28 protein-coding genes and 1 pseudogene are annotated in these 26,989 nt (G+C 58.1%); 17 read left to right on the top strand and 12 right to left on the bottom strand.

The features are described 5' to 3' along the window. From E4K64_RS36865 to E4K64_RS36845, 5 genes are all read left to right on the top strand, one after another. A partial coding sequence (locus E4K64_RS36865) for a transposase (RefSeq protein ID WP_209311901.1) occupies nucleotides 1–275 on the top strand: 275 nt, incomplete at its 5' end. A gap of 1,277 nt (nucleotides 276–1,552) precedes the next feature. Beyond that, nucleotides 1,553–1,936 (top strand): hypothetical protein, encoded by a 384-nt coding sequence (locus tag E4K64_RS36860; RefSeq protein ID WP_126261995.1) that lies wholly within the window; start codon nucleotides 1,553–1,555, stop codon nucleotides 1,934–1,936. Nucleotides 1,937–1,975: 39 nt separating this feature from the next. After that, complete coding sequence (locus E4K64_RS36855) at nucleotides 1,976–2,665, top strand: response regulator (RefSeq protein WP_126261994.1); 690 nt, start codon at nucleotides 1,976–1,978, stop codon at nucleotides 2,663–2,665. Between the two features lie 26 nt (nucleotides 2,666–2,691). After that, the gene (locus E4K64_RS36850) at nucleotides 2,692–4,146 is read left to right on the top strand and encodes a type II and III secretion system protein family protein (RefSeq protein ID WP_126261993.1); all 1,455 of its coding nucleotides are present in this window, start codon (nucleotides 2,692–2,694) and stop codon (nucleotides 4,144–4,146) included. A 10-nt stretch (nucleotides 4,147–4,156) separates the two neighbouring features. Next, nucleotides 4,157–4,789 (top strand): CpaD family pilus assembly lipoprotein, encoded by a 633-nt coding sequence (locus E4K64_RS36845; RefSeq protein WP_126261992.1) that lies wholly within the window; start codon nucleotides 4,157–4,159, stop codon nucleotides 4,787–4,789. A gap of 195 nt (nucleotides 4,790–4,984) precedes the next feature. On the opposite strand, the gene E4K64_RS36840 is transcribed toward E4K64_RS36845, so the two are convergent. The 11 genes from E4K64_RS36840 to E4K64_RS40780 form a co-directional block, all read right to left on the bottom strand. After that, nucleotides 4,985–6,022 carry an EscU/YscU/HrcU family type III secretion system export apparatus switch protein gene (locus E4K64_RS36840; protein WP_126261991.1) on the bottom strand — a complete coding sequence of 346 codons (1,038 nt, stop codon included), beginning with the start codon at nucleotides 6,020–6,022 and terminating at the stop codon, nucleotides 4,985–4,987. Then, complete coding sequence (gene sctT / locus E4K64_RS36835; protein WP_126261990.1) at nucleotides 6,019–6,834, bottom strand: type III secretion system export apparatus subunit SctT; 816 nt, start codon at nucleotides 6,832–6,834, stop codon at nucleotides 6,019–6,021. The genes E4K64_RS36840 and sctT overlap by 4 nt, the downstream gene beginning before the upstream one ends. A gap of 692 nt (nucleotides 6,835–7,526) precedes the next feature. Next, nucleotides 7,527–7,802 (bottom strand): EscS/YscS/HrcS family type III secretion system export apparatus protein, encoded by a 276-nt coding sequence (locus E4K64_RS36830; RefSeq protein WP_025038819.1) that lies wholly within the window; start codon nucleotides 7,800–7,802, stop codon nucleotides 7,527–7,529. Between the two features lies 1 nt (nucleotide 7,803). Further along, the gene (gene sctR / locus E4K64_RS36825; RefSeq protein ID WP_027563377.1) at nucleotides 7,804–8,469 is read right to left on the bottom strand and encodes a type III secretion system export apparatus subunit SctR; all 666 of its coding nucleotides are present in this window, start codon (nucleotides 8,467–8,469) and stop codon (nucleotides 7,804–7,806) included. Further along, on the bottom strand, nucleotides 8,462–9,517 hold the full coding sequence (gene sctQ, locus E4K64_RS36820; RefSeq protein ID WP_126261989.1) for a type III secretion system cytoplasmic ring protein SctQ: 1,056 nt from the start codon (nucleotides 9,515–9,517) through the stop codon (nucleotides 8,462–8,464). Before sctQ ends, sctR begins: the two co-directional genes overlap by 8 nt. A gap of 57 nt (nucleotides 9,518–9,574) precedes the next feature. Beyond that, entirely contained in the window at nucleotides 9,575–10,111 is a 537-nt protein-coding gene (locus tag E4K64_RS36815; RefSeq protein ID WP_126261988.1) for a hypothetical protein, read from the bottom strand. Continuing rightward, on the bottom strand, nucleotides 10,087–11,442 hold the full coding sequence (gene sctN, locus E4K64_RS36810) for a type III secretion system ATPase SctN (protein ID WP_126261987.1): 1,356 nt from the start codon (nucleotides 11,440–11,442) through the stop codon (nucleotides 10,087–10,089). Before sctN ends, E4K64_RS36815 begins: the two co-directional genes overlap by 25 nt. Then, a complete protein-coding gene (sctL, locus tag E4K64_RS36805; RefSeq protein WP_126261986.1) occupies nucleotides 11,439–12,062 on the bottom strand; it encodes a type III secretion system stator protein SctL in 624 nt (207 codons plus the stop codon). Before sctL ends, sctN begins: the two co-directional genes overlap by 4 nt. Next, nucleotides 12,059–12,679, bottom strand: a complete 621-nt coding sequence (locus E4K64_RS36800; protein WP_126261985.1) for a nodulation protein NolU — start codon at nucleotides 12,677–12,679, stop codon at nucleotides 12,059–12,061. The genes sctL and E4K64_RS36800 overlap by 4 nt, the downstream gene beginning before the upstream one ends. Before the next feature lie 21 nt (nucleotides 12,680–12,700). Then, nucleotides 12,701–13,555 carry a type III secretion system inner membrane ring lipoprotein SctJ gene (gene sctJ / locus E4K64_RS36795; protein WP_164719130.1) on the bottom strand — a complete coding sequence of 285 codons (855 nt, stop codon included), beginning with the start codon at nucleotides 13,553–13,555 and terminating at the stop codon, nucleotides 12,701–12,703. A gap of 17 nt (nucleotides 13,556–13,572) precedes the next feature. Then, the gene (locus E4K64_RS40780) at nucleotides 13,573–14,082 is read right to left on the bottom strand and encodes a nodulation protein NolB (RefSeq protein WP_164719129.1); all 510 of its coding nucleotides are present in this window, start codon (nucleotides 14,080–14,082) and stop codon (nucleotides 13,573–13,575) included. Between the two features lie 200 nt (nucleotides 14,083–14,282). On the opposite strand from E4K64_RS40780, the gene E4K64_RS36785 reads away from it, so the two are divergent. From E4K64_RS36785 to E4K64_RS42065, 11 genes and pseudogenes are all read left to right on the top strand, one after another. Next, a complete protein-coding gene (locus E4K64_RS36785) occupies nucleotides 14,283–14,984 on the top strand; it encodes a secretin N-terminal domain-containing protein (protein ID WP_126261998.1) in 702 nt (233 codons plus the stop codon). A gap of 1,503 nt (nucleotides 14,985–16,487) precedes the next feature. Further along, nucleotides 16,488–18,287 carry an HrpF/NolX family T3SS translocon protein gene (locus E4K64_RS36780; protein ID WP_430642569.1) on the top strand — a complete coding sequence of 600 codons (1,800 nt, stop codon included), beginning with the start codon at nucleotides 16,488–16,490 and terminating at the stop codon, nucleotides 18,285–18,287. A gap of 887 nt (nucleotides 18,288–19,174) precedes the next feature. Further along, a complete protein-coding gene (locus tag E4K64_RS36775; RefSeq protein ID WP_126261984.1) occupies nucleotides 19,175–19,459 on the top strand; it encodes a hypothetical protein in 285 nt (94 codons plus the stop codon). A 37-nt stretch (nucleotides 19,460–19,496) separates the two neighbouring features. Beyond that, nucleotides 19,497–19,763, top strand: coding sequence for a nodulation protein NopA (locus tag E4K64_RS36770; RefSeq protein ID WP_235884917.1), 267 nt, complete (start codon nucleotides 19,497–19,499; stop codon nucleotides 19,761–19,763). A gap of 114 nt (nucleotides 19,764–19,877) precedes the next feature. Next, nucleotides 19,878–20,768 (top strand): SctD/MshK family protein, encoded by an 891-nt coding sequence (locus tag E4K64_RS36765; protein WP_126261983.1) that lies wholly within the window; start codon nucleotides 19,878–19,880, stop codon nucleotides 20,766–20,768. Between the two features lie 33 nt (nucleotides 20,769–20,801). Then, nucleotides 20,802–21,341 carry a hypothetical protein gene (locus E4K64_RS36760; protein WP_126261982.1) on the top strand — a complete coding sequence of 180 codons (540 nt, stop codon included), beginning with the start codon at nucleotides 20,802–20,804 and terminating at the stop codon, nucleotides 21,339–21,341. Nucleotides 21,342–21,343: 2 nt separating this feature from the next. Next, nucleotides 21,344–21,766 (top strand): type III secretion apparatus assembly chaperone SctY, encoded by a 423-nt coding sequence (gene sctY, locus E4K64_RS36755; RefSeq protein WP_126261981.1) that lies wholly within the window; start codon nucleotides 21,344–21,346, stop codon nucleotides 21,764–21,766. A gap of 8 nt (nucleotides 21,767–21,774) precedes the next feature. Beyond that, nucleotides 21,775–23,892: a type III secretion system export apparatus subunit SctV gene (gene sctV / locus E4K64_RS36750; protein WP_126261980.1), complete on the top strand. Its 2,118-nt coding sequence runs from the start codon at nucleotides 21,775–21,777 to the stop codon at nucleotides 23,890–23,892. A gap of 106 nt (nucleotides 23,893–23,998) precedes the next feature. Continuing rightward, nucleotides 23,999–24,544 carry a tetratricopeptide repeat protein gene (locus tag E4K64_RS36745; RefSeq protein WP_126261979.1) on the top strand — a complete coding sequence of 182 codons (546 nt, stop codon included), beginning with the start codon at nucleotides 23,999–24,001 and terminating at the stop codon, nucleotides 24,542–24,544. Nucleotides 24,545–24,711: 167 nt separating this feature from the next. Next, nucleotides 24,712–25,158, top strand: a complete 447-nt coding sequence (locus tag E4K64_RS36740; protein ID WP_235884916.1) for a hypothetical protein — start codon at nucleotides 24,712–24,714, stop codon at nucleotides 25,156–25,158. Continuing rightward, nucleotides 25,158–25,581 (top strand): annotated as a pseudogene (locus E4K64_RS42065) (hypothetical protein). Before E4K64_RS36740 ends, E4K64_RS42065 begins: the two are co-directional and overlap by 1 nt. A 526-nt stretch (nucleotides 25,582–26,107) precedes the next feature. Here E4K64_RS42065 and E4K64_RS41415 read toward each other — a convergent pair. After that, nucleotides 26,108–26,293, bottom strand: a complete 186-nt coding sequence (locus E4K64_RS41415; RefSeq protein ID WP_100233314.1) for a hypothetical protein — start codon at nucleotides 26,291–26,293, stop codon at nucleotides 26,108–26,110. Between the two features lie 488 nt (nucleotides 26,294–26,781). On the opposite strand from E4K64_RS41415, the gene E4K64_RS36725 reads away from it, so the two are divergent. Beyond that, nucleotides 26,782–26,989: transposase (locus E4K64_RS36725; protein WP_135163638.1), on the top strand; the 208-nt coding region annotated here is incomplete at its 3' end.

The raw sequence follows: 26,989 nt of genomic DNA, 5'->3' as shown, positions 1-26,989 counted from the left end.
ATGTCGCCGGCCAGAAGCGTGGCGTGACCGCAGCAATCAAACGCGCCTTCCGACGCCGATCCGCGGTCGAACCGGTGATAGGCCATCTCAAGAATGAGCACCGGATGAACCGAAATCATCTCGCCGGCACCCGCGGCGACGCCGCCAACGCGGTCCTTGCCGCCGCGGGCTACAACTTCCGGATTCTGATCCTCTGGCTCACGACTTTGTTTGTCCGGATCTGCTGCGCCTTCCTGTTCGCCGGCGCCTGGTCATCCCGTCAACAGACCTCATGATCAACGTTCTTCACGGTCGACTAGCTAACTCCTTCTGACAATGATCGCGCGTCAACCAACAGTGTTTCGGCCGCGATCGCAACATACATTCACTTACCCGTAGCAAGCGGCGCTATGGCATTACAGCCGATCCGCAACCTGGATGCGTTCCATCAAAACAATCGATTTTGCCGAGGATGCCTAAAGGCCTCATAGTCGATCGCAATGTATGGAGACCGCATTCAAGATGACGTCTGGCAATCGATTCTCTCCTCAGCCCCTTGCCGAACCACTTGGCTCGCGCGATCGGCAGTCTGCATTTCGGACGTTAGGTCCTGCGCGTCACATCAACGTCCCGCGCCCGCCCCGATTTTCCCACTAGATCGCCGAGTATGAGGCAGAGCGGATTGGCCGATTTTTGGCGTCATAGCCGACCGACTGCCTCTTCGCGCGCTTCAACGCGTTATGGCGCTAGGCTTGGTTGGACGGACAAATGCTCACGGCCTTGGACAGAGCGCGATTGACCTTCGCACAGCTCGACAGCATGGCACCACTGTGTCGTCATTGCCTCACAAGGAGTCCGATGTTGATGGCGCCGATACAAAGAGCCCTTAAAGGCACTTGAATCTCACCCAGCGTCAGATTGTAGGATTTCCGACAGTCTCGCGACAGAATCCACTCGCGTGAACTCTTCCTGACAGGTAGCGACAATTGCGAACGTCTCAGAACCTCAATGCTCGGCCGATACGGCTTGGGACAGTGCTCGACCGCTCCGATTCAGAGCCTGCATCGTTAATCTGCTCTGTGAACGCAAGACGAAGCGCGCTCTTCGCAGCCAGACCAGGATCCAGCGCGCGAGAACAAGGCGAGCAATCGCCGTACCGATCACAGGCTGAGCCCAAGCTCAAGACTAGATCGTTCTTGCGCCGTTCAACCCGTCTGACGAAATTGAGCCGGCCTCACCACCTCAGACAATGCGCGACAGCAATGCCAGGCTCAATTTGTCCTTCCTTGGCAGCCTTCGCTCGACTGGCGCGGAGAAGATCTTGGAAGCAACCGAGCTTCAGGACGGTTGACACCATGTTGGGTCATTATCACGGGCGGGCGAGACAATGTCTAACCCGCCGATGGGCGTGTTGATCGTTTCATCGCATCTTGGCCTTTTACAGCCCGTCGTCCGACGCATAGCGCGTGAACTGTCTTAAACGCGGAAAACTTGTATCGTAGTGACTTGACGACACTACAGGCTCAACAGCCTTGCAGGACTGACCGCGGATCAAGACGATTTGGGAGTTCCAATGTCGGTTTCGCAAGTCCGTTCGGCGGCAAATGCAGCCGCTCTCGCCTGCGCGTTCCTTTCGCTCCGCGAGTTTGGCGCGATCGCCACTGCAGGCGTTCGCCTAATGCATGCAGCCACCGCTATGCTCGGCCCGCAGATGAATCAGCACATCGCCGGGGCTCTCAGCCTCGTGAGAGATTGCAGATCTCTTGCCGGGGTAAAGGAGATTTTGAGCCGCGCCGCGAGCTGGAACCATCCGCCGCAGGCCGCCGCCTATCCGCCGACGGCGGACGTGCAGACGTTGGCTGCCTGCCAACAAGCCCGTGCGTATCGCGCACGGGTTTTCGAATTCACGCCAAAGCGGCATCCTCTGGGTTCCGCCGATCGTCATGGTCTAGCGTGACACGCTCAAGTCCTGCCGAGGATGGACGAGAGGCGATGAATGCGAATTCTACTGGTTGATCATCATGCGGACTTTGGCCGCGCCGTGAAGGAAGCGCTGCTGAATTGCGGGTTCGCCGTCGACGTGACGCGGACGCTGGATGAGGCGTCGGCCGCGTTGGATTGCGCGAACTACCACATGATACTGCTCGAATCCTTCTTGCCCGATGGAGATGGTTTGGACTGGTTGAAGCAGTTGCGGCGCGAAGGACGATCAATGCCGACTATGATGATGAGCAATCTCAATGATCTCAGTCGGCGGATTGCGATCTTCAACGCCGGAGCAGATGATTTTCTGCCCAAGCCCGTTTCTATCGACGAGCTCGTTGCTCGCATGCGAGCTATTCTGCGACGATCAACGCAGATGACGGCGCCGGTGGTGACATTCGGGAATCTGCATTTCGATCCGATTGCGAGACAAGTCTCCGTCGGTGGACGAGTACTGAGAATTGCGCGCCGCGAAGTGTGCATTCTTGAACATTTGCTCAACCGCGCGGGCCGTACCGTGCCCCGCACAGCGCTCGAAGAAAGCTTGTATGCATTTGACGACGAGGTCTCGACCAATGCGCTGGAAGTCGGGATTTACCGCTTACGAGCGCATTTGAACCAGGCGGAGGCAACGCTCAGGATCAAGACCGCGCGCGGTGTTGGCTACACCCTTGAACTCATCGGCGCAGCATCGGCTGCCTAGCAGTCTCACTTGAAAGCAACCATCCCTTGAACATCGTTAATAATGACGCCGGCGCCGATGAGCCGTCGGTGGCCGCCAGCAGCTTGCACTCTGCCGCTTTTCCCCGCCTCTGCTACGCCCTGTGCGCAGTCGCTCTGCTACTTCCGCTTGCTGCCGCAGCTCAGGTAAAGCGAGATGGCAAAGGAGAACCGCCACGTGCGGCGCCTGGCAGCACCACCGGCACGCTCAACCTTACCTCCTCACAGGGAAAGACAGTTCATCTGACCGGACCGGCTGCGAGCATTTTTATTGCCGACCCGGCCATTGCGGATTATCAGGCGCCGTCGAACACCACGATTTTCGTGTTTGGCAAAAAGTCGGGACGGACTAGCCTGTTCGCCCTAAACGACAACGGAGAGGCTCTCGCCGAGCTGCGTGTTATCGTCACCCAACCGATCGAGGATCTGCGGGCCGCGCTGAAGGCCGAGGTCGGCGACTATCCGATTCAGGTCAGCTATACCCCGCGCGGCGCGATCCTTAGCGGTACGGCGCCTAACGCCGAGGTCGTCGAGACCGCCAGGAAGGTCACTGAGCAGTTTCTTGGGGCTGGCGCGCTGGTTGCCAACAAGATCCAGGTCGCCGGTTCATTACAGGTAAATCTCAGCGTACGGGTGGCAGAGGTCTCCCGCAGCGCCGTCAAGGATCTCAACATCAACTTCACCGCCTCGAGCCCGAACGGCGCTTTCCTTGTCACCGGCAAAGGGGGAGGGTCCGGCGCAGCCGGCGGCGGCGGCACGATCGGGATTGGGTTTAGCGCCGGCAACACCAACTTGAGCGCTGTTCTGGACGCTCTCGCGAGCGAGCACCTCGCCTCAATCCTGGCTGAGCCGAATCTGACGGCGATGTCCGGCGAAGCCGCAAGCTTCCTCGCCGGCGGCGAATTCCCCATTCCGGTGATGCAGGACAACCGGCAGGTTTCCGTCCAATTTCGTCAGTTCGGCGTGAGCCTCGAGTTCGTTCCGACGGTTCTCAACAATAATCAGATCAATGTCCGTGTGAAGCCCGAAGTCAGCGAACTGTCGAGCGAAGGCGAAGTCAAAATCAATGGCATGGCGGTCCCTGCCCTCTCGACTCGGCGGGCAAGCACCGTGGTCGAGCTCGCCAGCGGTCAGAGCTTTGCAATCGGCGGCCTCATCAGGCGCAACTTCAACACTGATATCGGCGAGTTTCCCTGGCTCGGCGATGTGCCGATCCTGGGCGCGCTTTTTCGCTCCTCATCGTTTCAGAAACGTGAAACCGAGTTGGTCATTATTGTCACGCCCTACATCGTGCGGCCCGGACCGAATCCGAACCGGATGAGTGCGCCGAGCGACCGCATCTCACCGCCCTCAGACGCGGGACGGATTTTGGCGAACACGGTTGCCCGGCCGCCGCGAGAGCGCGATGCGCCTCGCGCCAGCGCGCCAGGATTGACCGGCAGCGCCGGCTTTATTATCGAATGAGGATCGCCAAATGACTTTGCGACATCTGTGCTACCCGATCGCTATTGGAGCAACATTGGGGGGATGCGCAAATACTGCCTCGATCCTGCCCGCGCCGGCTGACCAAGAGATCCAGGTCGAGCAGAAGAGTAGCGTGCTGTTCCTGCAGAGCCTTCGTGGCCCCGAACGGCATCGGCTGCGAAGCTTTATTGCAGCGACCAGTCGCGGCCGGCGGGATGCCCTCCATGTGGGTGTCATCGGCGCACCCAGACTCATTGCACAGGTGGCCCACGAGGCTCGCGCCATGGGCGTTGCCACCTACAACATCCACCTGTCCGCTTCTCGTGTGGATTTGCCGGCTCGTTCCGGGGTGAGGATCGAAGCGATCACTTTCGAAGCCCATCCTCCGGTTTGCCCCTCGCTCTCCATCGTCGGTCCTACAGTGAACGACAATTCGTTCAATCCAACCCTTGGCTGCTCAGTCCGGAATAACCTTGCGGTCATGGTCAATGAACCTGGCGACTTGTTAGGCAATGGCGCTGTCATGCCGACCAGTGGTGATCGTGCAGTGCTTCCCATCACCGCACGTGCGGCCACGTCGGCGGGCAACAGGCGTAATTTGGAGGATGAAACGCATAACAGGGTTGCGCCAGAAACCCAATAAGCGGCTCGTAAGACCCGAGCAGCATGAACGTCGGTGGCCATTCTTGTCCATATCAGTCTTGGAATCGGCCGACGAGCCTCCAGGAGTCGAATCTTTGCTCGATCCTTTTCTTGGGATCGTGCAGCTTGCAGATCAGGTTTTGGGTCAGTTGGGTCGTTGACCAGAGATTTGAGCGCATCGCTGTTTTGTGCGACGCTAAACTAGGCCGGCGGCAAAGACTGCCTTTGCAACCCTCTCGAAGCACTCCATCGGAACGGCCTTGCCCATCGCACCTTTTCCGATCAGCTGACGCGCCAACACATGATCCTCGACAATGCTCAGACGTTGGGCGCGCGCCTCCGCCAGTAACTGTGAAGCCGTTTCGCCCTCGCCGCGGCACACCAGTACCGGGACGCCGGTCTCGCCCCGAACGTAGCGCAGCCCAATCAATGTCGCTCGCCCCGTCAGTATCAATGTCGCCCGATGGATGCCGAGCGCGGACTCGTTCGCCGACTCCCGGCGGAGCCTGCGGTGTTCACCCTTGATCTGCGGATTACCATCCTGTTCCTTGGACTCGCGCTTGGCTTCGCTCTGCGTCATGCGCATGTCGCGCAAGAACAACCAACGCTGAATGAGCAGATCGGCCAAGCCGCCGATCAGTAGAGCGCCGGCAGCAATCGCGATCAGCACTTTGAGCTCTTTAAAAACAAAACCAAAGCAGCTCAAATCGCACACGGGCAAGTATACAAGTGCCCTCCAACTTGCGAGCACAGTGAAAACGAACGTAGCGCCAAGAACCAAAACTTTGACGATAGACTTTCCAAGCTCGACAACCGACCGCTGGGAGACAATCCGCTTCAGCCCTTTGACCGGGTCCAATTTCTCAAAGCTGGGTTTAAGCGGCTCAGCCGAAATCGTCAGCCCGCCGCCGGCCAAGACACCGGCCAGAATCGCCGCGACAACCGCCGCACCTAGGATGGGAGCCACGGCTGTTATAGAAAGGTCCATCAATCCGACCAACGCCTGCCGGGCCGCACTGTTGAAGGGCTGTTCCTGCAGCTTGTCGGTGAGCCGCACGGCTTCGCGCCATCCGTCTTCGATCGGGCCCGCCCTGAAGCACAGGCAGCCGAAACCAGCGCAAAGGCCTGCCGCGGTCACAAAGTCGGCGCTGCGCGGGCTCTGCCCTTTCTTACGCGCGTCCCTCAGCTTCTTGTGACTTGGTGGAAGTTTTTTCTCTTCGCTCGTGTCGCTCATTTCAAGAACTTCTCGAGCCACTCCAGCACGCCGTTGAACCGAATGATCTCTGCTCCCATATATTCGATCAGGAAGACGGCGTAGCTGACCATAATGATACCAAAAGCGGCATTCTTGATGGTCGGAGAGAGATCGTTCAGCTTGATTTGCGGCGCAAAGCGCCCGAGCAGCATGAGGGATACGTCGATCAGAAGCAGCAGAGCCAGCACGGGCCCGGCGACCACGAGGGTCGCATGCATGATATGGTCGAGAAGCCCAATAAACTCCATTGCCCCGTGGTGGGTCAGGGGCGGTAGCAGCCGATACACGGGCCAGATCAGATAACTTCCATAGAGGCATCTGACCATGGTCCGCAGACCTCCTGATACAACGAAGATCGTAACCGCGGCAGTCCCGAGAAAGAGCCCCATCGGGGCGGTTTGACTGCGTGTCGCAGGATCGTCCACCTGGCTGGAGATGCCACGCTGGGTATCAATGATGTCACCAATGGCCTGGATGCTCCAAAGTGGTATACTAAGCAGAAACCCGAATAGCAGGCCGATAAATATCTCCTTCAAACCGAGGAGCGAGACCGCAACCATACGGGTGCCCGGATCTAGTGTCTGCAAGCCGTTCCTGATCTGCATCAAGCAAGGCAATCCAATCACAACCGTCGCGCTTGCGCGGATAATCCCGCCAATGTGCGGTCGCGTGAATACCGGAAGAACGAGCATAATGCCGAGGGCCCGGGCCGCGCCAAGACCGGCCGCAACGACGAACTCGACAGCAGTCTGAACCAGAGCTTGCGTCTCGGTGGGCGACAAGGCATCCATTTTGAGTTCAGCTCGTGGTCCCTTCAGCCAATGCAACCGTCGTACTCACGTCGCCATGATGTGAGACGTCAAGAACTCTGCAGATCTCGTGTCCCTGCGGTTTCAGAGCGACAGGCCTCCCAGGGCAGATGACTTCGGCTTCACTATCCATATGACTACAGCCATCCGGCAGAGGTATGACCATTCGATGAGAGCACCGGCGAAATCGCGCGCGGCCTACAATCCACGCTTCTTCAGCTCTCACCGGCCGCAGCGCGGTTTGGAGATCTGAGGGCCTCGAAGCTTCCATCAATTTCGCAGGCTATGGAGATCGGTCTCGAGCGGCACCTTCATTCGCAGGCTCATTCACCAGAATGCCAGAATCGTGGGGCCGCTTGCAATCAAAGCCGTTGCCCCTTCACTTGCGTCGACAACTCGCCGGGCTGTGCATCGAGGACCAGGTCTCAGCAAGTAATTCCATCACATCGGAAGCAAACCTGAATCGAACGGATAGAAATTCCAAATGGGATCATTCTTCCTCCGAATACGGCAGGCTCATAGAGCCGAACAGGACAGTTCGGATGTCTATCCGTCCCATAATAGTGAGGCGAGCTTTCGATAAGCTGACGAACTCGCCCTTTTGTGGTTCGCAATGAAGGCCAACAAACACGACGCTATAGCTGAAACTTAGACAGGTTTGCGTTCCGCGCGCACTAATACCTCGCTGTGAGCGCGGGGAACTCAGTGAAGATATGCTGGGCTTGCTCGATCAGCGGCGCGCTCAGCACCGGAGCAAACAGAACGAGCACGGCGACGACGACGAGGAGCTTCACGGTAAGCGGCAAGGTTTGATCCTGGAGCTGGGTTGCTGCCTGCACGATGCCAATACCCAATCCGGCCACGAGGGCTGCCAGGAGCGGCGGTAGAACCCAGATCATGAACAGGACTAATGATCGGCTCAGGTGGGTGAGGATGCTGGCCTCGTCCATCTCAGCCCCCCGGAGATGCGTAGCTTAAGACCAATCCGTGCATGAGCCGCGACCAGCCGTCGATTGTGACGAACAGAAAGAGCTTGAAAGGAACGGATATCATTGTTGGTGATACCATTGACATGCCCATGGCCATCAGAATTGTCGTCACAATCAGGTCGATCGTGATGAACGGAAGATAGAGAAGGAAACCGATTTCAAACGCACGCTTAAGCTCCGATATCAAAAAAGACGGCACGAGGATCGCAAAATCATCGGCTGTTGCGTTGGCGCGCATCTCCTCCGACCAGATGTGTTCCGTCGACGAGAGGAAGAACGTGCGCTGCTCCTCAGTGGTGAACTTTTTGAGATGGGCGCGCAGCGGCTCGCTGCCTTCCTTGGCGGCGGTCAACCAGTCATCGGCGGTTTGGTAACGAAGTTGCGTATCGGTCACGCGGTTGTAGGTTTGCTCGAATACTGGGGCGCCTATGAACACGGTAAGGATCAATGCAGCACCATACAGAACGATGTTCGGTGGTATGGACTGAGTGCCGAGCGCGTTGCGGATCAGGAAGAGAACGACGGAAACCTTGATGAACGCCGTTGTTGTGACAACTGCGAACGCCAGCAGGCCAAGACCGGCGGTCGCCGCAACAAGCGCAAGGATGCTCGGTTGAATGTCAACCATTGACCGCCAACTTGCTAAGTAACCGGATGCCCAACGCTTCACCGACACGTACGATGTCGCCGCGGCCGATCAATTGACCATTGGCAACAATGTCGACCGGGCCGTCCATCTGCCGACCAAGCTCGAACACGTGCCCCTCGTTGATGCTTCTCAACGTACCCAGCGGGATGGGCCAGCGGCCGCATTCGAACACAAGCGTGATCTCAACACTGTCGATGTCGGCTTCCGAGGGCGAGATTGCTTGTTCAGCTTGGGGGCTTATCGTCATATTTGCATACCTTAGAGGATGGGACTGCAGGCGGAATGGTCCCCGAAGGATGAGTCTGTCGCCCGCGACCTGCGCCGGCGCCCACAACTTGTCCGCAGCGAGGATGAGCTGGCCATTGGCAAAGGGAATGACCTCGGGCAGCAGTGCGTCGCCGGGCTGTGCTTGGCGAAGAAGCTTGATAGGCGCGCGCAGCGAGCCGATCTCTCTCGCAATTACGACCGGCAATTCCGAAGAAATCTTACCTAAATCTCGCGGTAATTGGCCGATCAACTCGCCTAAGACACGAAACGCAGACGGAACCAGACCGTCAAGAGGCGCGAACAAGAACAGGCGAGCCTTGGCCGCCAGCGGCCCGAAAGTAACGTCGAACTCCAAATAGGGGTCTTTGGCCGTTGCGTCTTCGACGCGGATCAGCTGCAAATTCCGCGCGAGCACGATCTCTAATGCAGCGAGCCAAGGTTCCAGTGCAAGTTCGAGCAGGAGCGAGCGGGTTGGCTCGGAAGGTAAAGTAAGGCCATACTGGACCGTTGAAATCAGTGCCTCGACGATAAGGCGGGGCAAGGACAACACAGCGGTCTCGCCTTCGGCGCAAAATACGCAGTCGAGCACCGACGTGGCATATGGCTCGGCCTGCCAAACAAGCCGGCTCATACGGATCGATAGCGGCTTATCGCCAATGCGGCTCTGCAGAACCGTGCGCGGTGCGGCGGTCTCGTTGAGCCAGGAGACCACTTCATGCGACAGCTTTGCCGCTGGCTGAAATAGTGCGGGTTCACCCATGGCATTTATCGACAGGTTCCGCGGGCGCAGCTCGCGACGTGATAAGAGAACCAGCCATTAGTTCGAGCCATCGATCGTCTGGCTGCGCGAACCACCCTGATATCGGAGCAAAACCTCATCGTCGGCATCGATTTCGGCTGCAAACTCCGAACGGACAGCGGTAGTGCGCTGGACATCGCCCTCAATCTCCTGCCATTTCTGGCTCGCCGCCGAACGCTTGGCCCATATGGTCCGCGCCTCATTCACCGCCCGCTGGGCCTGCTCATGCGCGACGCGCGCCTGCTCGCGCGCCTGGCGTGCCAATTCGATCTCTGCTGCCAGTCGCCCAAGGACGAGTTGACAGCGACGATCGAGCTCCGTCACGGACATCATCTCGAGCGACGCCAGCTCCTGATAAAGTTCAGCTTCGGCCTTGGCGCGACGATTCTCCTCGCCTTTAAGATTCTCAGACGCTCGCTGCAGCGCTGCGACCGCAATTTGGCGCCTGGCTTCCATGTTCGACAATTCACGAAGCGCGCTTCGCTCTCTCATGTCTTTCACCAGCCGCAATTTCGACGCTTGCACGAGATTCAGGCCGTCAGACGCGACATCCATGAAACGGTCTCCTCAAAGCTAGACGGCTCGTCCTGTCCCTGGCGCAAGAATGCGCGCAGTTCCTCAATTGACTCGATTGCCCGATCAGTCAGTGGATCGTTGCCCGGCTTGTATTCACCGACCTTGATCAGGAACTCAGCCTCATTGTAGCGCGAGAGCAGATCGCGGAATGCGGATGCCGCCTTGCGATGTGGACCAGAGGCGACCGCATCCATGACACGACTTCGGCTCGACAGCACGTCGATGGCGGGAAAATGCTCTCGCGAGGCCAGCGCGCGCGAAAGAATGATATGACCATCGAGAATGCCGCGCGACTCTTCGGCGATCGGATCGCCGGTGCCGTCACCTTCGACAAGCACGGTATAGAATGCCGTGATCGAGCCCCGCTCGCCCATACCGGCTCGCTCCAGCAGACCAGGAAGCAGCGCAAAGACGGAAGGAGGAAAACCGCGCCGGGTGGGAGGTTCTCCGGCGGCAAGGCCGATTTCGCGCATCGCACGGCTAAAGCGCGTCAGCGAATCCATCATCAGAACGACCTGCAGCCCTTGATCACGAAAATACTCGGCGAGTGCGGTCGCCATATGAGCGCATTGCGCCCGCTCCATTGCCGATCGGTCGGATGTCTCAACGACAACGATCGTGCGAGCGAGGGCATCTCGAATATGACGTTCGATGAATTCACGCACCTCGCGTCCACGCTCCCCTATGAGCGCAACCACGGTGACGTCGGCGGCCGCACCTTTTACAATTTGCGACATCAGCGTCGACTTACCGCAACCGGCATCTCCATAGATTCCGATCCGCTGACCTTCGCCACACGTCAGAAGTCCATCCAGCACGCGAACGCCGAGCGGAAACGGCCGCTCGATGCCACGCCGCCTCATCGGGTTGGGCGCCTTGCCGCGGAGCGGACAAGTGTGGACCGTCCTTATCGGCCCCTTGCCATCGAGTGGACGGCCGAAGCTATCGATCACGCGGCCGAGCAGGTCGGGCCCGACTGACACTTCCTGCATGCGCCCGGTCGGGAGCACTTCCGCGCGGTGGGACAAGCCTACCATATCGCCAATGGGCGTCAGCAACACCCCGTCCGGCAGCAAACCGATGACTTCCGCCTCAAGCGACCATCCGGAAGCGTGATCCTGCAATAGGCAAAGTTCTCCAACACGGGCCCCTGGCAACACGGCATGGAGCAAGGTGCCTATCGCACGGGTGATCCGTCCCCGCACGGCACGCGTATCGACATACCTTGCTGCGAATCTCAGAGATGCTATCGCCGCATGCACATCTCCTTCTCCGCCGGCTTGATCATGGCCTGATTGTTGCGTCGTCACGGATAGCTTTCCTGAGAAGATGGATTAAGGCCGAGACGCAATGTGCGGAGCTGCGCGGCAAGTCCTAAATCGACACTGCCGAACTCACTCCACAGAACGCACTGGTCCGGTCCCACGGCAGGGTCCGGATCAATTCTGACTTTCGGCCGACCATTCGTTCCATCGAACGCCACGAATTCATGCCTTAGTGCATCAGCATTCACAGGAGACACGTGAAGGCATACTTCTGCGCTGCCATATCTTTGCTCGATGGCGTGACGAACGGTCCTTGCCAACATCTCACCCGGATCAAAGGAGCCCAACAAATCGGTCAATATCTCAATGACGAGCTGTGGTAACTCCTGTTGCAGAACGGCTTTTCGCCCGGCCACATCGGAAGCAGCTCGGGCAATCAGCTGTGCCATTTCGTCCGAGCCTGACCTTAGACCCTCGCAGTGCCCGCGCTCCCGCTCCTGCTGATAGGCCTTCCTTGCCCAACTGCGAACTTGCCGCAGGTATCGCTCGGCTAGCGCGCGCGTCTGCACCGCATCGCACCAGATGCCAAGTTCCGCGGCTGGTATGAGCGGACCGAGCGGCCGTATCCGCGGGCTATCAGGCAAGACTGTTTCGTTGGCCGTCATGCCGCTGGCTCCTCCGTGGCCAAGTGCGCCACCACCAAAGACAGTAACTCACCCGCTGAATTGTGGTGTTCGGCTGCTGGGGATTCGGCGGTGGTCCCCACAGGTAAGCGGAAAAGAACGCGCACACGGTCAAGCTCTTTTGCGTCCTTGAGCCAAGCACCAAGGCAGGCACATCCGTCATGTTCAATCTGGCTCGCGAGCTTCTGCGGATCGTCAATCGATGTGGTTGCGACGGCGCTGGATAAGTGTCGGACTGCGAAAGCATGAGCTTCGGCACCAATATTTTCGATCAGAATCGCTACATCGGGCTTTGACACAAGCTTGAGCACCGAACGCGCATGCCAGATACTGCCGGCGAGCAGGGCCGCCCGACGCGGATCATGCCCGAGCAGAACGTCCCTACCCCAGGCGATTCCGTTCGAGACCAGCTCACTGCCCATTAGCAATTCGACCAGTCTTTGCTGCAGTCTCGGAGTCTTCTGCAGCTGCAGCACTGTGGCGGCCGACAGGAGCCCATCAAGCTGGCCGGCAAACCTTCCGGGATGAATCAAAGCGGCAAGCTCGCGCACGCGATCGGAATGCGAGGTGAGCGAATGATTTTGGTCAGTGGATGCCATCGATATGGACCTGCTTGCCGCCTATTTCTGATCGGACGACAGTTTTTTGCCGGCGGACTGGACCGCTGGCTTGCTGGCACCTCTGCCCAGATTTGTCACTTTGCGCCAGGATTGACGAAGCTGTCGCCCACGTGTTCTCAACAGTACGTAAGATAGAATGCCCAACGCGGCGAGCACACCTCCTGCACCGATCGCAATGTGAGTTGCGATGAATTTGGTTGGTTCTGCGGAAGCTGCCGCTGGCACAACGGAGGCCTCATGCTGAGCTCGCTCAACCGGCACGAACACGACCGTCACCTTGTCGTACGATAGACCTTCGATGCTATTGGCGACGAGCATCTTGATCTGCGGCAGCAAGGCTGAGAGCTTCGCGTTGGAGGCGTGTCGAATGAAAACGGACGCCGAGGACGGGGTTGCATCCTGTCGCAAAAGATCATTCTTCGGCAGAACGACATGAACACGGGCGGAGAGAACCCCATCGATATCGTTGATCGTGCGCGACAATTCTTCACTGAGAGCATAGACGTAGCGGGCTCGCTCCTCAACCGGAGAGGCAACGAGGCCCGCCCCCTTGAACACCTCACCAAGGCTCTTGAAGGATTGGCGCGGCAAACCATGGTCATTCAGCAGCTCGATTGAGTAGGCGAGCTGCCTTTCTTCCACCTGAATTGTGCTGGTCCCATCCTTACCGACGAGACGGATGGCATCGACGCCCTTGCTCAGGAGCAGCCCAAGCATCTCGTTGGCTTCACGCTCCTGAACTTTGGTATACAGATCAGCTTTGCAACCGGCGAGGGTCAGCGAAAGCAGCAACAAGCCGAGAGCATCAAGCCGCTTTCTTGCGGGCCGGCCATTACCGATCTTGTCTTGCGTCAAGACAGCCAACGGCCCACTCAGCCCGCCGATAGAAGCTTATTCAGAGATGAACTGACAGCACCTGTCCCCTTGGAGATGAGCGAAACCTGGATGACGCCGTTGTAAACATCCCGCAGATTCGTCAGCGCCGAGTCGAAATGATCCACACCCTCCGGTTGGCCCACTGGATGTACCTCCACTTGCTGCACACGCAAGACCGGTTGCGCGGCCGGCCCAAGCTGCAGATTCTTGGTAGGATCAGGCTCGCCGACGAGCGCCGGCGAAACTGCACCCGACGGAAATGGTTTGCCCTGGTGGATAGCAGAAATGCTCTGAAGGACGCGATCGCCTAGCGGGCTCGCCGGCGCCACCGCGCGCTGCACTTCCGGTAGCGATGGAGCTGGCGCGTGCTCGGTCACAGAAGAGGCGACGCCTCGGTTCGAGGCCGCCTGCGCAAGACTCTCGCCAAACTGAGCGTGTGCCGACGAACAGCCGTTGGAGGCACACTCGACGGAGTTGGCAGAGATCGACGTAACGCCAAACAGCATGGAGGAAATCATTTCTGTCACGTGGTGAGATGAGCCGTTCGTTCACACGAAGGGCCGCACCTTGGAGAAGCAAGCTGACCAAAAACTGACGAGCATCTGTCATCTAATGATCACGGGTAGCTTCCAATTTTGGACGAAGCATCGGCTTCCACATTTTGGGACGAATTCCGGTGCTTGTTCTCAAGTGCAAAATAGCAGGAATGCTCATCCCATACACAAGGCTGCACATCTTGACGAAAGTTCTCTACGCTGGTGTTTTCATTTGCTTTGGCGTAGTCGAGGCGCTCGGCGCTCCCCTGGCGCTGCCATCGACGCCTTATAGTTACACAGTTCTGGATCAGGACCTCGCGGCCGCACTGCAGGAATTCGGCAACAACCTAAATATCAGGGTCAATGTCAGCACCGGGGTGAAGGGGCGGATTCGCGGACGAATGCCGGATCTCCCACCGAGAGAGTTCCTCGAACGGTTGATTAATCTCTACAATCTTCAATGGTACTACGATGGGCTGGTGCTCTACGTATCCGATGCGCATGAGGCGCAAAGCCGCCTTTTGGTCTTGAGTCCAATCAGCTTTGATGCGTTCAAGGCGGCACTCGATGCGCTCAACATCTCCGACGAGCGTTACATCGTGAGACCCGTACCGGGAGATGGCCTCGTCTTCGCCTCCGGTCCACCCCGCTTTGTCGCGCTTGTGGAGCAAACAGTAAAAGGACTTGCGGCGGAGGTACAGGCACGGCGAAACTCGAGCGGTACCGAAAAGCCGCCGCACGAGTCGGTTTTGATGCTGTTTCGAGGATCCTCCAGCGTGGTCATTCGCGAAGGACGACCGAACGATGCTCCTTCGCCGGAGGCACCACATCAAGACGGCGTGGTTCACACATCTGATGCAGGTAAGAAATGACCTGATGACAACAGATGGCCTGGAAGAGATGCAATGCGTCTGCTTATGCCCTCTGTCAGCTTTTCGAAAGCTACTGCTGCATTGTCAGAGCGCGGATGTGTAGATGACCGATGCCACAGGGTCGCGCAATAAACGTCCAAACCGGAGCCACTGATGCGAACCAGAATTCCAGCCAGCAGCATCGGTGAGCGTGCTTTGCCACTTTAGCGCCTCATGCGAGCTTTTGAACAACTCCACGAAGTCCGTCATGAAAATGAGCTTCGTCGCATAAGAATGAAAGCCACTCCGTTGCCCAAAAGGAGGAACAGGATGGACTTCAACGCGCTAAGCCGCGCGGACAACAGCCCAGCGTCCCACTCGTCCTCATCGCCCGCCGGTCCAAGGGAGTTTGAGCGTGAACTAATGGCATTGCATGAAATACCCGAATACAGCCAGGACCTAATTGGGCAGGAACTCGGAGCAGCATCGCGTGTAGCCATCATTGAGCGGCGGCGAGCGGTCCAATTCCCAACAGCCGATCGCTCAACACCGCGCGGACGCCTCCGATCTCGGAGTTGGCAAGATCTTGAGCCTTGGCTCATGCGGGCCGGGTCACCTCACGCTGGACCGTCTCAAGCTGGGCCCACATTGCACGCAGGGGTTGCTCCGCCGGAAATTGGAGATTTCGTCATGGCGAACGGTCGTCGCGCCAAGGACGCTGGGTCTTCACTGGCCAAACAGCTACGCCCGCTCAGATCGAAATGCTAAGAAGGCGCGATCTCAAACCTACCAGGGGTGTCCGGACAACAACGTTCACCATCCTGGGTGTGCCTCACACGGCGGAATGGCGAGAAGAAGGTGTTATTCGTCTCAAACCGTCGCAGGACCCTTGCCTTTGATTTGTAGGTTCGAGCGAACACTCACCAATCGGCTAAGCATGATGACATGAAGAATGCGAAGTGCAGCTGAGCTTCGATCGGCTCGGGGCAATAGGGTCCGCACAATACCGTCGGACTCTTTCGAGCATCTACGCAAGCGCCAACACTCTCGTTGGGCGCAGGCGCGAGGTCGCTACGCGTGGGTGATTTCACCATAAGATGCTGCGGAGACCTGCGACATTGTTTCACGAATCAGCGCACGTGACCATCTGCAGAGCGGCAGACACGGCCTCGCTAATCGACCTAGTTGGCCCGGAGGCGAGCGATCGAGCATAACAAGCAAGCCGATTCCGATATCGAGAACCCATCACCGCCTCTCACACCATCATTGCGCGTCTCGTTGTAAAACCTCTGAGCACCGTCAGCTTTTGGAAAGCTAATCGAACCTACCATGTGGCGTGAATATCTAGACGGCGATGTGCCTATAGATTGTAGCGGAACCGAGCGCTGGGGCGCACTGAGCAATCGGAAGCGAGTGGTAGGAGCCATCGAAGCCTATCGACACTTCTTGCTCGTTGTTCGTCGCGATTCTCGGGCTGCGCCACATGACCGCCTTGTGGTGCGATCTCAAATCAGAGGACGTATAATGTCAGTCAACAACCTATCGCTGACCGCCAGCTCGAGTTTGTCCGGGCTAGCCCCCGGGCCCTCATCGGCGCGGGATCTTTCAAACTTCGAGGCGATGCTGGCTAGTTTCTCGTTGAAAGACAATGCCGATGACCGTTCCACTCCACAGGATCCGCCGGCTGCAGACTCGGCCAAGCAGCTGACGGAGCAACTCACGCAGGAGGTGCGGAACATCCTCCCGCCGGAGATCAAGGCCGCACTGGACGCATGTCAGCAGGCCCCAGAGCCATCCTCCGCGGAGTCCTCCTCCGCTGCGAGCGCCCCGAAGATCGCAGAGGCACCCGTACAAAGCTCCAGGATCACGTGGAACAGCGGCACGCTGACTGATGCCGAGCTGCAGATTGTGTCGGTGCTGAACCGACACAAAGACAAATGCCCGCTGGATTGGAAATCTCTTGGAGATTTGACCAACGATCCCTCCACACCGCCGGATCTAAAGGCGGCGATCGAGGCTCTGCAACTGGACCCAGAGCTCTTCTATGCGATAGGCTCGCAAGGTGACGGCCGCTGCGGCGGGAAGATCAAAGCAGGTGATCTCTCCGGCTTCTCCGATCACCACCCTCAGGTTGCTGCTTTCCAGGAGCGGCGGGCAGAGAGCTATACGCAAAACTACATCGCTTCCGACGGCACCCGGAATGGCGAGCCATCGGTTATGACCCAGACCGATGCATTGCGCGAGCTCTATCGCTATGCCGACAACCTGCCTAAGAACCTGAGCCTTGCGGATTTCAAACGGATCGTCGACGGCGAAGCTAAAACCGGCAAATGCCCGCCACAGGTCCTCGCGGCCGCTCAATACTTCCTCGACCACCCGGATGAATGGAAGAAGTTGTACGGTGGCTCGATAGACAAGGTCCACAAAGAGGACTTCCTGCAGGTTGCTTCATCATCGATCAATCTCACGCAAGCCGAGCTCGATACGCTCAATACGATCAGCAAGAACAAAAACGCGTTCTTCGGGAAGGGTGACCTGACCCGGGAAAAGTTGGCGAGCATGGTCGATGATAAGAGCCTCGCGCCCGAGGTGCGAAAGGCGGCCTCCCAGCTGCTCTCCGATCCTGTGTTGTTCGGGTTGATGAACAACGCGATTACGGGCTACAAAACCCACCACAAGTTCTTCGACTTCGGTGGTGGCCATACGGTCGATTCCGGCAACATCAGCAACAGCGACTTCAACCAGTTCTTCAACAACATGTCGGGTGCGAACCGCACCGTTCACCAAGTGAAGACGCATGCCGTCCGAACGCCTGCCGAGCAGGACGCGGTCGCGGACATGACAATGGGCATGGCAGACCAGCCCGACATCAAGTCTCCCAAAAAGAACGGTGGCGCCTTCATGCACGCACTTAATGACGTGCTCAAAGTTGGCTCTAAGGTATTCGACTGGGCCGCGACGGCAGTCGGTGTACTTGGCTTCATTCCAGGCTTGGGTGAATTGACCGATCTGGCGTCAATGGTGCTCGAAGCCGAGGCGCAAGCTGCAAATCTTCTTCACACTGCCATCAGTGGCGGCAACATAAAGCAAGCGCTGGAAGAAGCTGGGCTGAGCCTTGCGGCACAGGCGGTGGGCTGCATCGCCGGACCTGAGGTCAAATTAGCAATGCGAGAAGGCTTGGTGAAGCAGGCAATTCAAGAAGCCGCGACGGCCGGCATCAACCTGCCGGTTTCGGTGGCCCAGTCCTACGCGGAGGATTATCTGAATAACCTAAAGGCTCGCATCGAATCCGAGCGCTTGCAAGCTGCAGACGCTAACGCCTAGGCGGAGCGACGCTATCTTCTCAGGATCACGCTGGAAACGGTAATGAGCTTGCGCGGCCTCCGCGCGGTTGGGCCTCTCTGCCGAGCAGTAGGTCGCGCAAGCTCTACCAGCATACTTGAGACCGCCCCCGAATCCGAGGAACTTATTTCGGCTCTTCACTGCGTACAAACTATGTTGGCCGCACTCTCGAATCCGACCTCAAACCCAGTCTGCCGCTGTGAAGTTCCATCGACTGCATACGCCGCCTGTCAAGATCGCGATGCATTAACACTACGCGACAGCCCGGCCGCAGCCGCGGAGCCTGACGATTGCAAGGATCGAGAGCACATTGGTCCAGAGCGGTTGAAGTCCGAAGGGCTCTTTCCCGACTGGCGGGCTTCTGCTCGGTCTCCCTGAAAGTAGGTCGCGATTGACGGATCTGCTATGGGCCCGCCAGGACCGAGGGACCGCTCTTGGCCGCTGAATCGGCCGTCACTCTGGCTTTCCGCTTCGCTCCGACCAGGTCAGGCTCATGCCGCTTCGCCTGACTGCAAGCAAATTGTCGAAAGAGCATCGCAAGGGACGTGAGCCCGAGATTACAGCACGTCGGCCTTGAAACGTTTTTGTTAGTGGTGGCTTTGGTATTCCGCTATTGAAGCTTTCGAAACGATGAGCAACGTGCTCACCCCGATCATCTTCACAAACGATTGTTTGTCTTAACCATCTGATCTCCAGCTTTCGCGGGCAACTTGTTCAAATACGGCCGGCTGGTGAAGACGTATAATGACGATCGACCATCGGCTCATTGCATTTTCTACGACTCGTCAGCTTGTCGAAAGCTAATACTTGCATAGTGGAGAGCAGAAACTGCCTCCATTGGCACGATCGAATTGACATAGGAGAACCCGATGCGCGTTACGAACTCTAGCGCCGCTGGGCACGTTGACGCTGACCTCCATGCGGCTGGCGGCAAAAAAGGATCTCACAAGCCTGGCGAGCGCGACGATCATGCCCGATCGCCTGATGCAAACATTCCCGTAAACGGCGGCGCGTCCACTCCGGGCGGCAACTCGCACGAAGCCGCTATGCAGCAAGCGTTCAGCGCCGCTTTGGGAGCCGCTGCTCTCCAAGTTGCGAATAGTGCAATGAGCCATTTCGACGATGTCATGGCCGAGACAGAGGAGGATTCCTGACGTCGCATGTTGCGACGTTGGGACATAGGAGCCGCACGTGGCGGCGAAATCGAGCAAACAGGAGAATAGTATGCCTAAAAATGTTGGTGCGTCTCATACCTCGACTGCAGGTGGGGCAGCCGGCACCGCTACTGCTGCAGCCGCTTCCACGGCTGCTGAAGCTGCTGGAGAGGCGGCATTCCAACGGCAAATCGCCGCTCTGACTGCGACCAGCACAAAGGCTGCTGAGAGGGATGTGGAACTTCGCGTCGTCTCGACCGAGCTTTCGACTGTCAAAAAAGCGGCCGATGAGCGGGTGCAGTAAGGGATGAGATGGGGCGACGTCGCCGCCCCACTTTCCCCGCTGCTTAGTCTGTGAAGTCGCTACGGGCCGTACGGTTTTGCCGTACGGTCCCGTTCGCTGTTCAGGAAACCGACCGTGAATGAACCAAATTGCCTGCATTTCGAAGTGCTGTCGGGGTGTTACTCCGGGCTGACAAGTAAAGTGGGGGTCGGATCGTGTCTGATTGGCAGCAGCCTCGATGCTGACTTGATCTTCGTCGAACAAGGCCTCGAACCGCACCATCTTCGTGTCATCCCCCATTCCAATTCAATCGAGATCGAGGCCCTTGCGAGGGACGTTAGGATCGAGGGGCACGAGACTGTTTTACCAAACGAATCCATTGTTGTCCCTCTTCCTGTCGTTTTGCATGCCGGGGCGATGTCCATTCGCTGGACGATCGAGGACTACAAACAAGCTGGCTCCATCGACCGCCGGCATATATCGCTCGTCTTTCTTGCTTTGGTCCTGATCAGCTCTGCCGCGGTTGGCGCAGTCTCACCCAGCTTTGTCCAGACCGACACCACCGTGGCGTCAAGTCCGTCGTCCCCTGCTCCGGACATTGCGCCCAAGCTGGCGCTCAACGCTCCTGATGCTCTGGCCACCGATGCAGCTGCCGAACGGTTGCAGGAGGAAGTTGACAGAGCGGGCCTTGTCGGCATCACGGTCGGCTCTGGGGCGGGCGTTGTCACCGCCGATGGCACCGTTACGCCCGCCTCGCTCGCCACATGGCGAGACGTCCAGCAGCGGTTTGATCACAATAGCAATGGCGCTTATACGCTCGTCAACGCGGTGGCGATCAAGGATGAGAAGACGCCTCCCGCAATTGGGGTCCAAGCTGTTTGGCGCGGGACCGACCCCTATATTGTCATTGCTGGTCAAAAGTATTTCGTCGGCGCGCTCTTGAACAATGGATGGACCGTCTACGGGATCGAGGAAAGGCGTGTTCTGCTGAGCCGGGATGGCCGGTTTGCCACTCTACCCTATTAGCATTTTAGGCCGCAGGTAAGGAAGCAAAGTGCCATGACTAGGCTGCCCCCCAATCCCGTCGAGCCCGGCACCTCTTTTCAGGGGCCAAACGTTGATCATCATGCATCTGCCAACACGCCGGTCAATTCTCGAGCCAAGTCCATCGGGATTGACCGGACGCGTGGCAATGATCCTAAGAGCCACACCTCACTTTCTCGTCATAGTGACGTGCTGGATCGGTTGGTGGACGTCACGATCGAGAGCGCGCTCGAGCTCAGTTCGATCGATGCAGTTTCGCGCATCAATCTAGACGAGGCGCGCGCCCCGCCAGGTCAGATCGAGCCAAGCTCGGAACTCGCTTGGCTTAATGAGCCCAATCTCGCGCACAGTCTGCTCTCCTTCGTGACGCCGCGCTTACGTCATTCGCATGTTCTGCGTCCAGAGCAACACGGCCTTCTTCTGGAGCGTTTGGCTGATACGCTATCAGCCGCGCCAGAGGATTTGGTTTCACGTGAAGGGGCCGCGCTTCTGCAACTGGAGCTGCAGCGATTAATCCTGCTCCGGCAGAGTCACAACGGCTTGATCAAAGGCTAGCGATGGCCGGGCCAGACAAAGTACAACACTTCACATCTACACAGCGCGTTTCCGAAGCCGGCGCTGTCGAGCTGATCTCCGGGCCGGAGCGAGATTTGCTCTGCGTGCTTTCTTATGTCTACCTTGCGTGCGGACAGAGCGCCAAGAGCCTGGCTCTGTTGCGGCTGGCCGCTCACGAACAGTCCCAAGATGTCGGCCTGCTCCGCATCTTGGCCTACGCTCTCATCTTGGAGCGTCGCGGTGACGAAGCACTGTCGGTATTGGATCAGCTTGACAAACTGGATGACGAACCGTCCTCGTGTCTACCCTTGATGCTGATGCGCAGCCACGCGCTGCGTCACGCTGGCCGCATGACCGAAGCGCAAGCCGTCTTCAAACGCTATGTTTTGTTGCGGGGCAGCACAGCTGCAATCAAACAACAATAAGGCTTCTCATGGCCAACCTTCTACGAAATCTCATCACGCGCGCGCCGGCTCACCCGGATTTGATGGTCGCGCTGATGCTTCTTCTTGCGATCGGAATGATGATCATGCCGATCCCGATCGTCATGATCGATATGCTGATCGGCTTCAATCTGGGGTTTGCCATATTGCTGTTGATGGTAGCCCTGTATCTCAACACGCCGCTCGACTTTTCGTCCCTGCCGGGCGTCATCCTGATCTCCACCGTCTTTCGTCTCGCTCTTACCGTTGCAACGACGCGACTGATCCTCGCCGAGGGCGATGCCGGCAGCATCATTCATACGTTCGGCGATTTTGTCATATCCGGCAACATCGCCGTGGGCATTGTCATATTCCTGATCGTGACCATGGTGCAGTTCATGGTTCTCGCCAAGGGCGCTGAACGGGTGGCGGAGGTATCTGCGCGCTTCACGCTCGATGCGCTGCCGGGCAAGCAGATGGCGATCGACGCGGAGCTGCGCAACGGCCATATCGATCAGCACGAAGCCCGCAGCCGGCGCGGCGCGCTGGAGCGAGAAAGCCAACTGCACGGCGCGATGGACGGTGCCATGAAATTCGTAAAGGGCGATGCCATAGCCGGACTAATAGTCATCTGCATCAACATGCTGGGTGGCATCACGATCGGATCGCTCTCCAAGGGCATGTCCCTCGAGGAGGCGATGCACCATTATACCACCCTGACGATCGGTGATGCGCTCATTTCGCAGATTCCGGCCCTGCTGCTGTCAATTACAGCCGCAACCATTGTCACTCGTGTCAACGGTCCTTCCAAACTCAATCTTGGCGCCGATATCGTCAGCCAACTTACGGCCAGCACACAAGCGCTACGCTTGGCCTCCTGTGTCTTGCTTGTGATGGGGTTCGTTCCTGGCTTCCCTTTGCCGCCCTTTGTCATAATGGCCGCGCTGTTCTCCGCTGCCAGCTTTCTCAAGGTTGGCGTGCAAGAGGGCAAGACCGCTCTCAAGGCGGGCGCCGGTCCCACCGGTTCCGCTCCCGCTTCCGCACAGGGTCAGAAGCAAACCGTGCCCGCGGAGGCACTTCCGATTACGCTGTTGCTAGCGCCGAGCCTGATGCAGGCAATCGACGTAGGGGAACTCGAGCAGTGCGTCGCACGGGTTTCGGCACTGGTTTCAGCTGATCTTGGCATCACAATTCCACGCATTCCCGCCCAAAGCGCACAGCACCTGGCCCAATCGCAATTCCGGGTGGATGTCGAAGGAGTGCCGGTGGAAGAGGGCGCCATTGACCCGACACAACTCTTACTTAACGACGACGTGGCGAACATTGAACTGAGCGGGATACCCTTTTGGCAGGACCCAGACACGAATCGGATCTGGATCGAACAAGGCCATGCGCCCGCTCTCAAAGCTGCCGGAATTGGGCACCACCGTCCGAGCGAAATCATCGCCTTGCGCGTCCAGTCGACGTTGACACGCTATGCACAGCGCCTGGTGGGCATTCAGGAAACGCGTCAGCTGCTTAGCCGGATGGAGCGGGAATATGCCGATCTGGTGAAGGAGGTGCTGCGCACGACACCGATCCCTCGCATCGCGGATGTGCTACGCCGCTTGCTGGACGAGGGCATCCCGATCCGGAACACCCGTTTGGTTCTGGAGGCGCTTGCAGAATGGAGCGAACGGGAGCAAAGTGCCGTACTGCTCACCGAATATGTGCGCTCCGTTCTGAAGCGGCAGATCTGTCACCGCTATGCCAACGCCCATCGTGTTGTGGCGGCCTTTATCGTCGAGCGTGAGACCGAGGATATCGTGCGAGGTGCGGTGCGCGAGACCGCTGTCGGTCCCTACCTCGTTTTGGAGGATCGGCAAAGCGAGATGCTACTTGCACAATTTCGCCAGATCCATTCGAGCATCGCGCGCAGTCAGAACCAGCCAGTTATCCTGGGCTCGATGGATATCCGGCGCTTCGTCCGCGGCTTTCTCACCCGCAATGGAATAGACCTACCTGTTCTCTCCTATCAGGATCTCGCCTCGGATTTCACCGTCCAGCCGATTGGCTCCGTCAAACTTGCGCCTGGCAAGGACAAGACTCCTACAGGCGGGCATCGTGACCTCCTCCCTGCGGCCGGCTGACGAGCACAGGTGTAGGGTCGTGAGGTCGCTTATGAATTCATGTAAGATTAATGTTCTGCGACGCTGGCGTAACTTTCGTCGCCATTCGTGCTCGGCCTTTCTCCCCATGCTTGCCATCGTGCTGCTCGCAGGTTGCGCTGACTCGCACAAGTCGGGTCTTTCACAGCAGCCGACGTCTGCGGCAGAGCTGGTCGGGGCCAAGGAGGTCGATCCAGCTATGCGCGAGCGCATCGCTCTCGCCCTCGGTCGGGATGCTGACGAGAAGGCTTTGCGCGATGCGCTGAAGCAACGACCGGAGAATGTTGATGCCGCGATTCCTCTTGCGCGGGCTTTGCTGGCACGCAAATGCCCGAATGATGCGCTTGAGGTGCTCGACGGGATCTTATCGACAGCCCCTGGCGACCTGCGCGCATTGAATGCCAAAGCAGTTGTTCTCGATCACGAGGGCCGACATCGGGAGGCCCAAGAACTCTACCGCCAAGCTCTCGCAGCGGAACCCGCAAACCCAATGCTGCGCAATAACTTCAAACTGTCCCTCGCCCTTGAAGGTAAGACGGAGACCGGCGGCGCCAACCCAGCACCGCAGGCGGACGGCCCGCACTTCGCGGCGCTATCTCGAACGAGCCCATGCGGGAGCGGACCGGAATGGTGACGTCTTGATGCTTAGCTGTCAGCATGCCAACAGCTAGGCTTACCATCAACGCGGAACACTCAATCGGCGGCCGCCCCCGCGACCTCGCCGATATAAATGGAAGGTTTCTTGTTTCAGCGCACCAGCAATTTATCCCGAGGCCGATGAAATCAGAACGAGCGCGACTGATGACCGGTACTACGCGCATCGCCAAGGAATCGCCGGATATACTCTCCTTCCTGAATTCGGCGCCATCGAGTTTCTCCTCTGAATCATTTTCGACTGCAGTCCCGCCATACGCGCTGGTTGACGAGCCACCACTGGTTGAGATCTCAAGATCTTCATTCGAGAACAAGCTGGCAGAGTTTTATGGCGAAGACATAGAGCATATTGCTGCGAATCCGCAGCGATACTCTAGGTCGGATGTCCCGAAAGGCTCGACGCACAGCGGACGTTGCGTTTTGCTTCCGCACGAAGTCTGGTTCGGAGAAAGCGCGATATTTCAGCTATCAGCTCGGGAACAAGAGCGCCGGGCTCCTGAAGAACCGAAGCCGGAGGTCGCCGGAGTGAGCTGCTCAAGCGCAAAAATGATTGGCGCGAACAATTTCCTGGGTGAGATGAACTCACCTCAATAATGGCTTTCCAGGCTACTCATTCGCTTGTCGATAACGCGGGCAATATCTTGCTTGAACATCAGCTCCGGATCGACGGCAACGAACCCTCGTCCTCTCTCACTCTTTCAATCCGGAAGCGAAAGCGCGCGCAGCAGCGTTTGGCTTGTTGAGGTAAGTGACTCGATGATGGTGCTTGATCCCACCAAGCACGAGGACAAATGGAAAAACAAAGGATGCAAATGGCAACGAGCGAGTAAACCGCCCAATAGTGGCAATGCCAGGTGTACCGAGAGTGCGGCAAAGCCCGCGAGCGATCCGTATGAATATATTTTGTGTAGAGCGCACAGGCTCTACACGAAGATAACCGACGTCTTTGACCAGATCGACTTTGGCGCGGTCAGCCTCGCATCTCATGCCCTTCGCCATATAACTCTCGATCAATGATTTCTGCATCCGCGGGGGATGGCGGGATCGCGCTTTTTTTAATAAGCGGGAGTTTCCGTTTTCCTTACGCGGCGCAACATCGGATCTTCCGGCTGTCCAACGCGCGCCGACATTCATCAGGCGATCATTGAACAAATCTGAGCTCCCGGCGGCTAGCAGATTTACTTGGCATGCCCCTCTTACGGTCGGCTTTAGGGTTTAATGTTTGCACGGCACCGCGACGAACGGTGCCGAACCAACGACTCCTTCTTGCCGAATGCGAATGCATCATCCCCCGGGCAACGTAACGGGCCCCTTGGCGCAGCGTCGGCGAGGGCGGAAGCAATAGAGCTGAGCTATCCGGTGGCTGGACGAGGGCCCGCGATGTGCTGGCGGAGATGATGAAGCTATTTGAGCGTCCTATCTGAAGCTCCCACCGATGAATTCCCAACGCGGCCGCTTGCGCGACTGGATCGTTTGGCCAGCATTGCCTTTCATGATCCGACCCATTGGCCAGATGGTGGATGCTTTTCATCGTCGAGCGCAATCAAGCAGGACGTGCAGCGGAACAACTGAAGTATCTCTCGATCTCTGCGATCGCGCGTTCCTCCCACTCTGCAGCTTGTGCTAGCAATGAGTCCCGTTGGATTGGCCGAAATGCGGCGGACTGACGGCACAACGAAGCTATCGCGCGATAGCGGCGCACGTTTTCCATAACGGCCGGTCCGCTCATGTGTAGATCTCCTCCCCTGCTATCCCGGGTAAGAACTTGCTCGAAAACCGTTTTCGATCCGTTAGCGGTCGGAACCGTGAATGGTTGGCAGAACCTTGCCGGCATGACGGGCGCCGATAATGAATGTCTTCCACAAGGATCACATCCACATAAAACCGCTCGGCAGTGCTCCCAACCGGGCGTTTCTGTACCGTTGGCTGCATAGCGGAGTTAGCAATAGCTAGCGCGAGCGAGGCACGTTTCGGCTTGCAATCTCAATCGCGATGACTGTGAACTGGCCTGCTGGAATCCTCACTAACTAATTCAGAACTCCGTCTATTGGTGACTTGAAAGACCAGAGAGCCGGTGCTTTGTCGCCATCCTTTTGCCTCCACAAGCAGCATACGGCCCGCGACTGTGACTGAGCTGGTCCCGCAAATCTGAACAGCGCGATAAGTGGAGTTTCTGCCTGACGGCGGGCAAGATTGACCCGCGAATCAGGAGAGACGATGAGCAGACGAGCACGGCGGAACCACACTCCGGCTTTCAAGGCGAAGGTGGCACTTGCCGCCGTCAAGGGTGACCGCACGCTGGCGCAACTGGCGGAGCAGTTCGACGTTCACCCCAATCAGATCACATCGTGGAAGGCCCAGCTCGAAGGCAGCGCTGCCGATGTTTTCGGTCCGGGCGGCGGGAGTCGGATCGCCGAACCCACCG

Origin of the sequence: Bradyrhizobium frederickii (genome assembly GCF_004570865.1) — a bacterium.
GTDB lineage: Bacteria > Pseudomonadota > Alphaproteobacteria > Rhizobiales > Xanthobacteraceae > Bradyrhizobium > Bradyrhizobium frederickii.
The sequence above is the reverse complement of the archived record's forward strand: the minus strand, read 5'-3'. Positions and strand labels throughout refer to the sequence as shown.

Coding starts and splice junctions, on each gene's coding strand:
- E4K64_RS36860 (WP_126261995.1), top strand. CDS start 1,553: ATGTCGGTTTCGCAAGTCCGTTCGGCGGCAAATGCAGCCGCTCTCGCC.
- E4K64_RS36855 (WP_126261994.1), top strand. CDS start 1,976: ATGCGAATTCTACTGGTTGATCATCATGCGGACTTTGGCCGCGCCGTG.
- E4K64_RS36845 (WP_126261992.1), top strand. CDS start 4,157: ATGACTTTGCGACATCTGTGCTACCCGATCGCTATTGGAGCAACATTG.
- E4K64_RS36840 (WP_126261991.1), bottom strand. CDS start 6,022: ATGAGCGACACGAGCGAAGAGAAAAAACTTCCACCAAGTCACAAGAAG.
- sctT (WP_126261990.1), bottom strand. CDS start 6,834: ATGGATGCCTTGTCGCCCACCGAGACGCAAGCTCTGGTTCAGACTGCT.
- E4K64_RS36830 (WP_025038819.1), bottom strand. CDS start 7,802: ATGGACGAGGCCAGCATCCTCACCCACCTGAGCCGATCATTAGTCCTG.
- sctR (WP_027563377.1), bottom strand. CDS start 8,469: ATGGTTGACATTCAACCGAGCATCCTTGCGCTTGTTGCGGCGACCGCC.
- sctQ (WP_126261989.1), bottom strand. CDS start 9,517: ATGGGTGAACCCGCACTATTTCAGCCAGCGGCAAAGCTGTCGCATGAA.
- E4K64_RS36815 (WP_126261988.1), bottom strand. CDS start 10,111: ATGGATGTCGCGTCTGACGGCCTGAATCTCGTGCAAGCGTCGAAATTG.
- sctL (WP_126261986.1), bottom strand. CDS start 12,062: ATGACGGCCAACGAAACAGTCTTGCCTGATAGCCCGCGGATACGGCCG.
- E4K64_RS36800 (WP_126261985.1), bottom strand. CDS start 12,679: ATGGCATCCACTGACCAAAATCATTCGCTCACCTCGCATTCCGATCGC.
- E4K64_RS40780 (WP_164719129.1), bottom strand. CDS start 14,082: ATGCTGTTTGGCGTTACGTCGATCTCTGCCAACTCCGTCGAGTGTGCC.
- E4K64_RS36785 (WP_126261998.1), top strand. CDS start 14,283: ATGCTCATCCCATACACAAGGCTGCACATCTTGACGAAAGTTCTCTAC.
- E4K64_RS36780 (WP_430642569.1), top strand. CDS start 16,488: ATGTCAGTCAACAACCTATCGCTGACCGCCAGCTCGAGTTTGTCCGGG.
- E4K64_RS36775 (WP_126261984.1), top strand. CDS start 19,175: ATGCGCGTTACGAACTCTAGCGCCGCTGGGCACGTTGACGCTGACCTC.
- E4K64_RS36760 (WP_126261982.1), top strand. CDS start 20,802: ATGACTAGGCTGCCCCCCAATCCCGTCGAGCCCGGCACCTCTTTTCAG.
- sctY (WP_126261981.1), top strand. CDS start 21,344: ATGGCCGGGCCAGACAAAGTACAACACTTCACATCTACACAGCGCGTT.
- sctV (WP_126261980.1), top strand. CDS start 21,775: ATGGCCAACCTTCTACGAAATCTCATCACGCGCGCGCCGGCTCACCCG.
- E4K64_RS36745 (WP_126261979.1), top strand. CDS start 23,999: ATGCTTGCCATCGTGCTGCTCGCAGGTTGCGCTGACTCGCACAAGTCG.
- E4K64_RS36740 (WP_235884916.1), top strand. CDS start 24,712: ATGACCGGTACTACGCGCATCGCCAAGGAATCGCCGGATATACTCTCC.
- E4K64_RS41415 (WP_100233314.1), bottom strand. CDS start 26,293: ATGAGCGGACCGGCCGTTATGGAAAACGTGCGCCGCTATCGCGCGATA.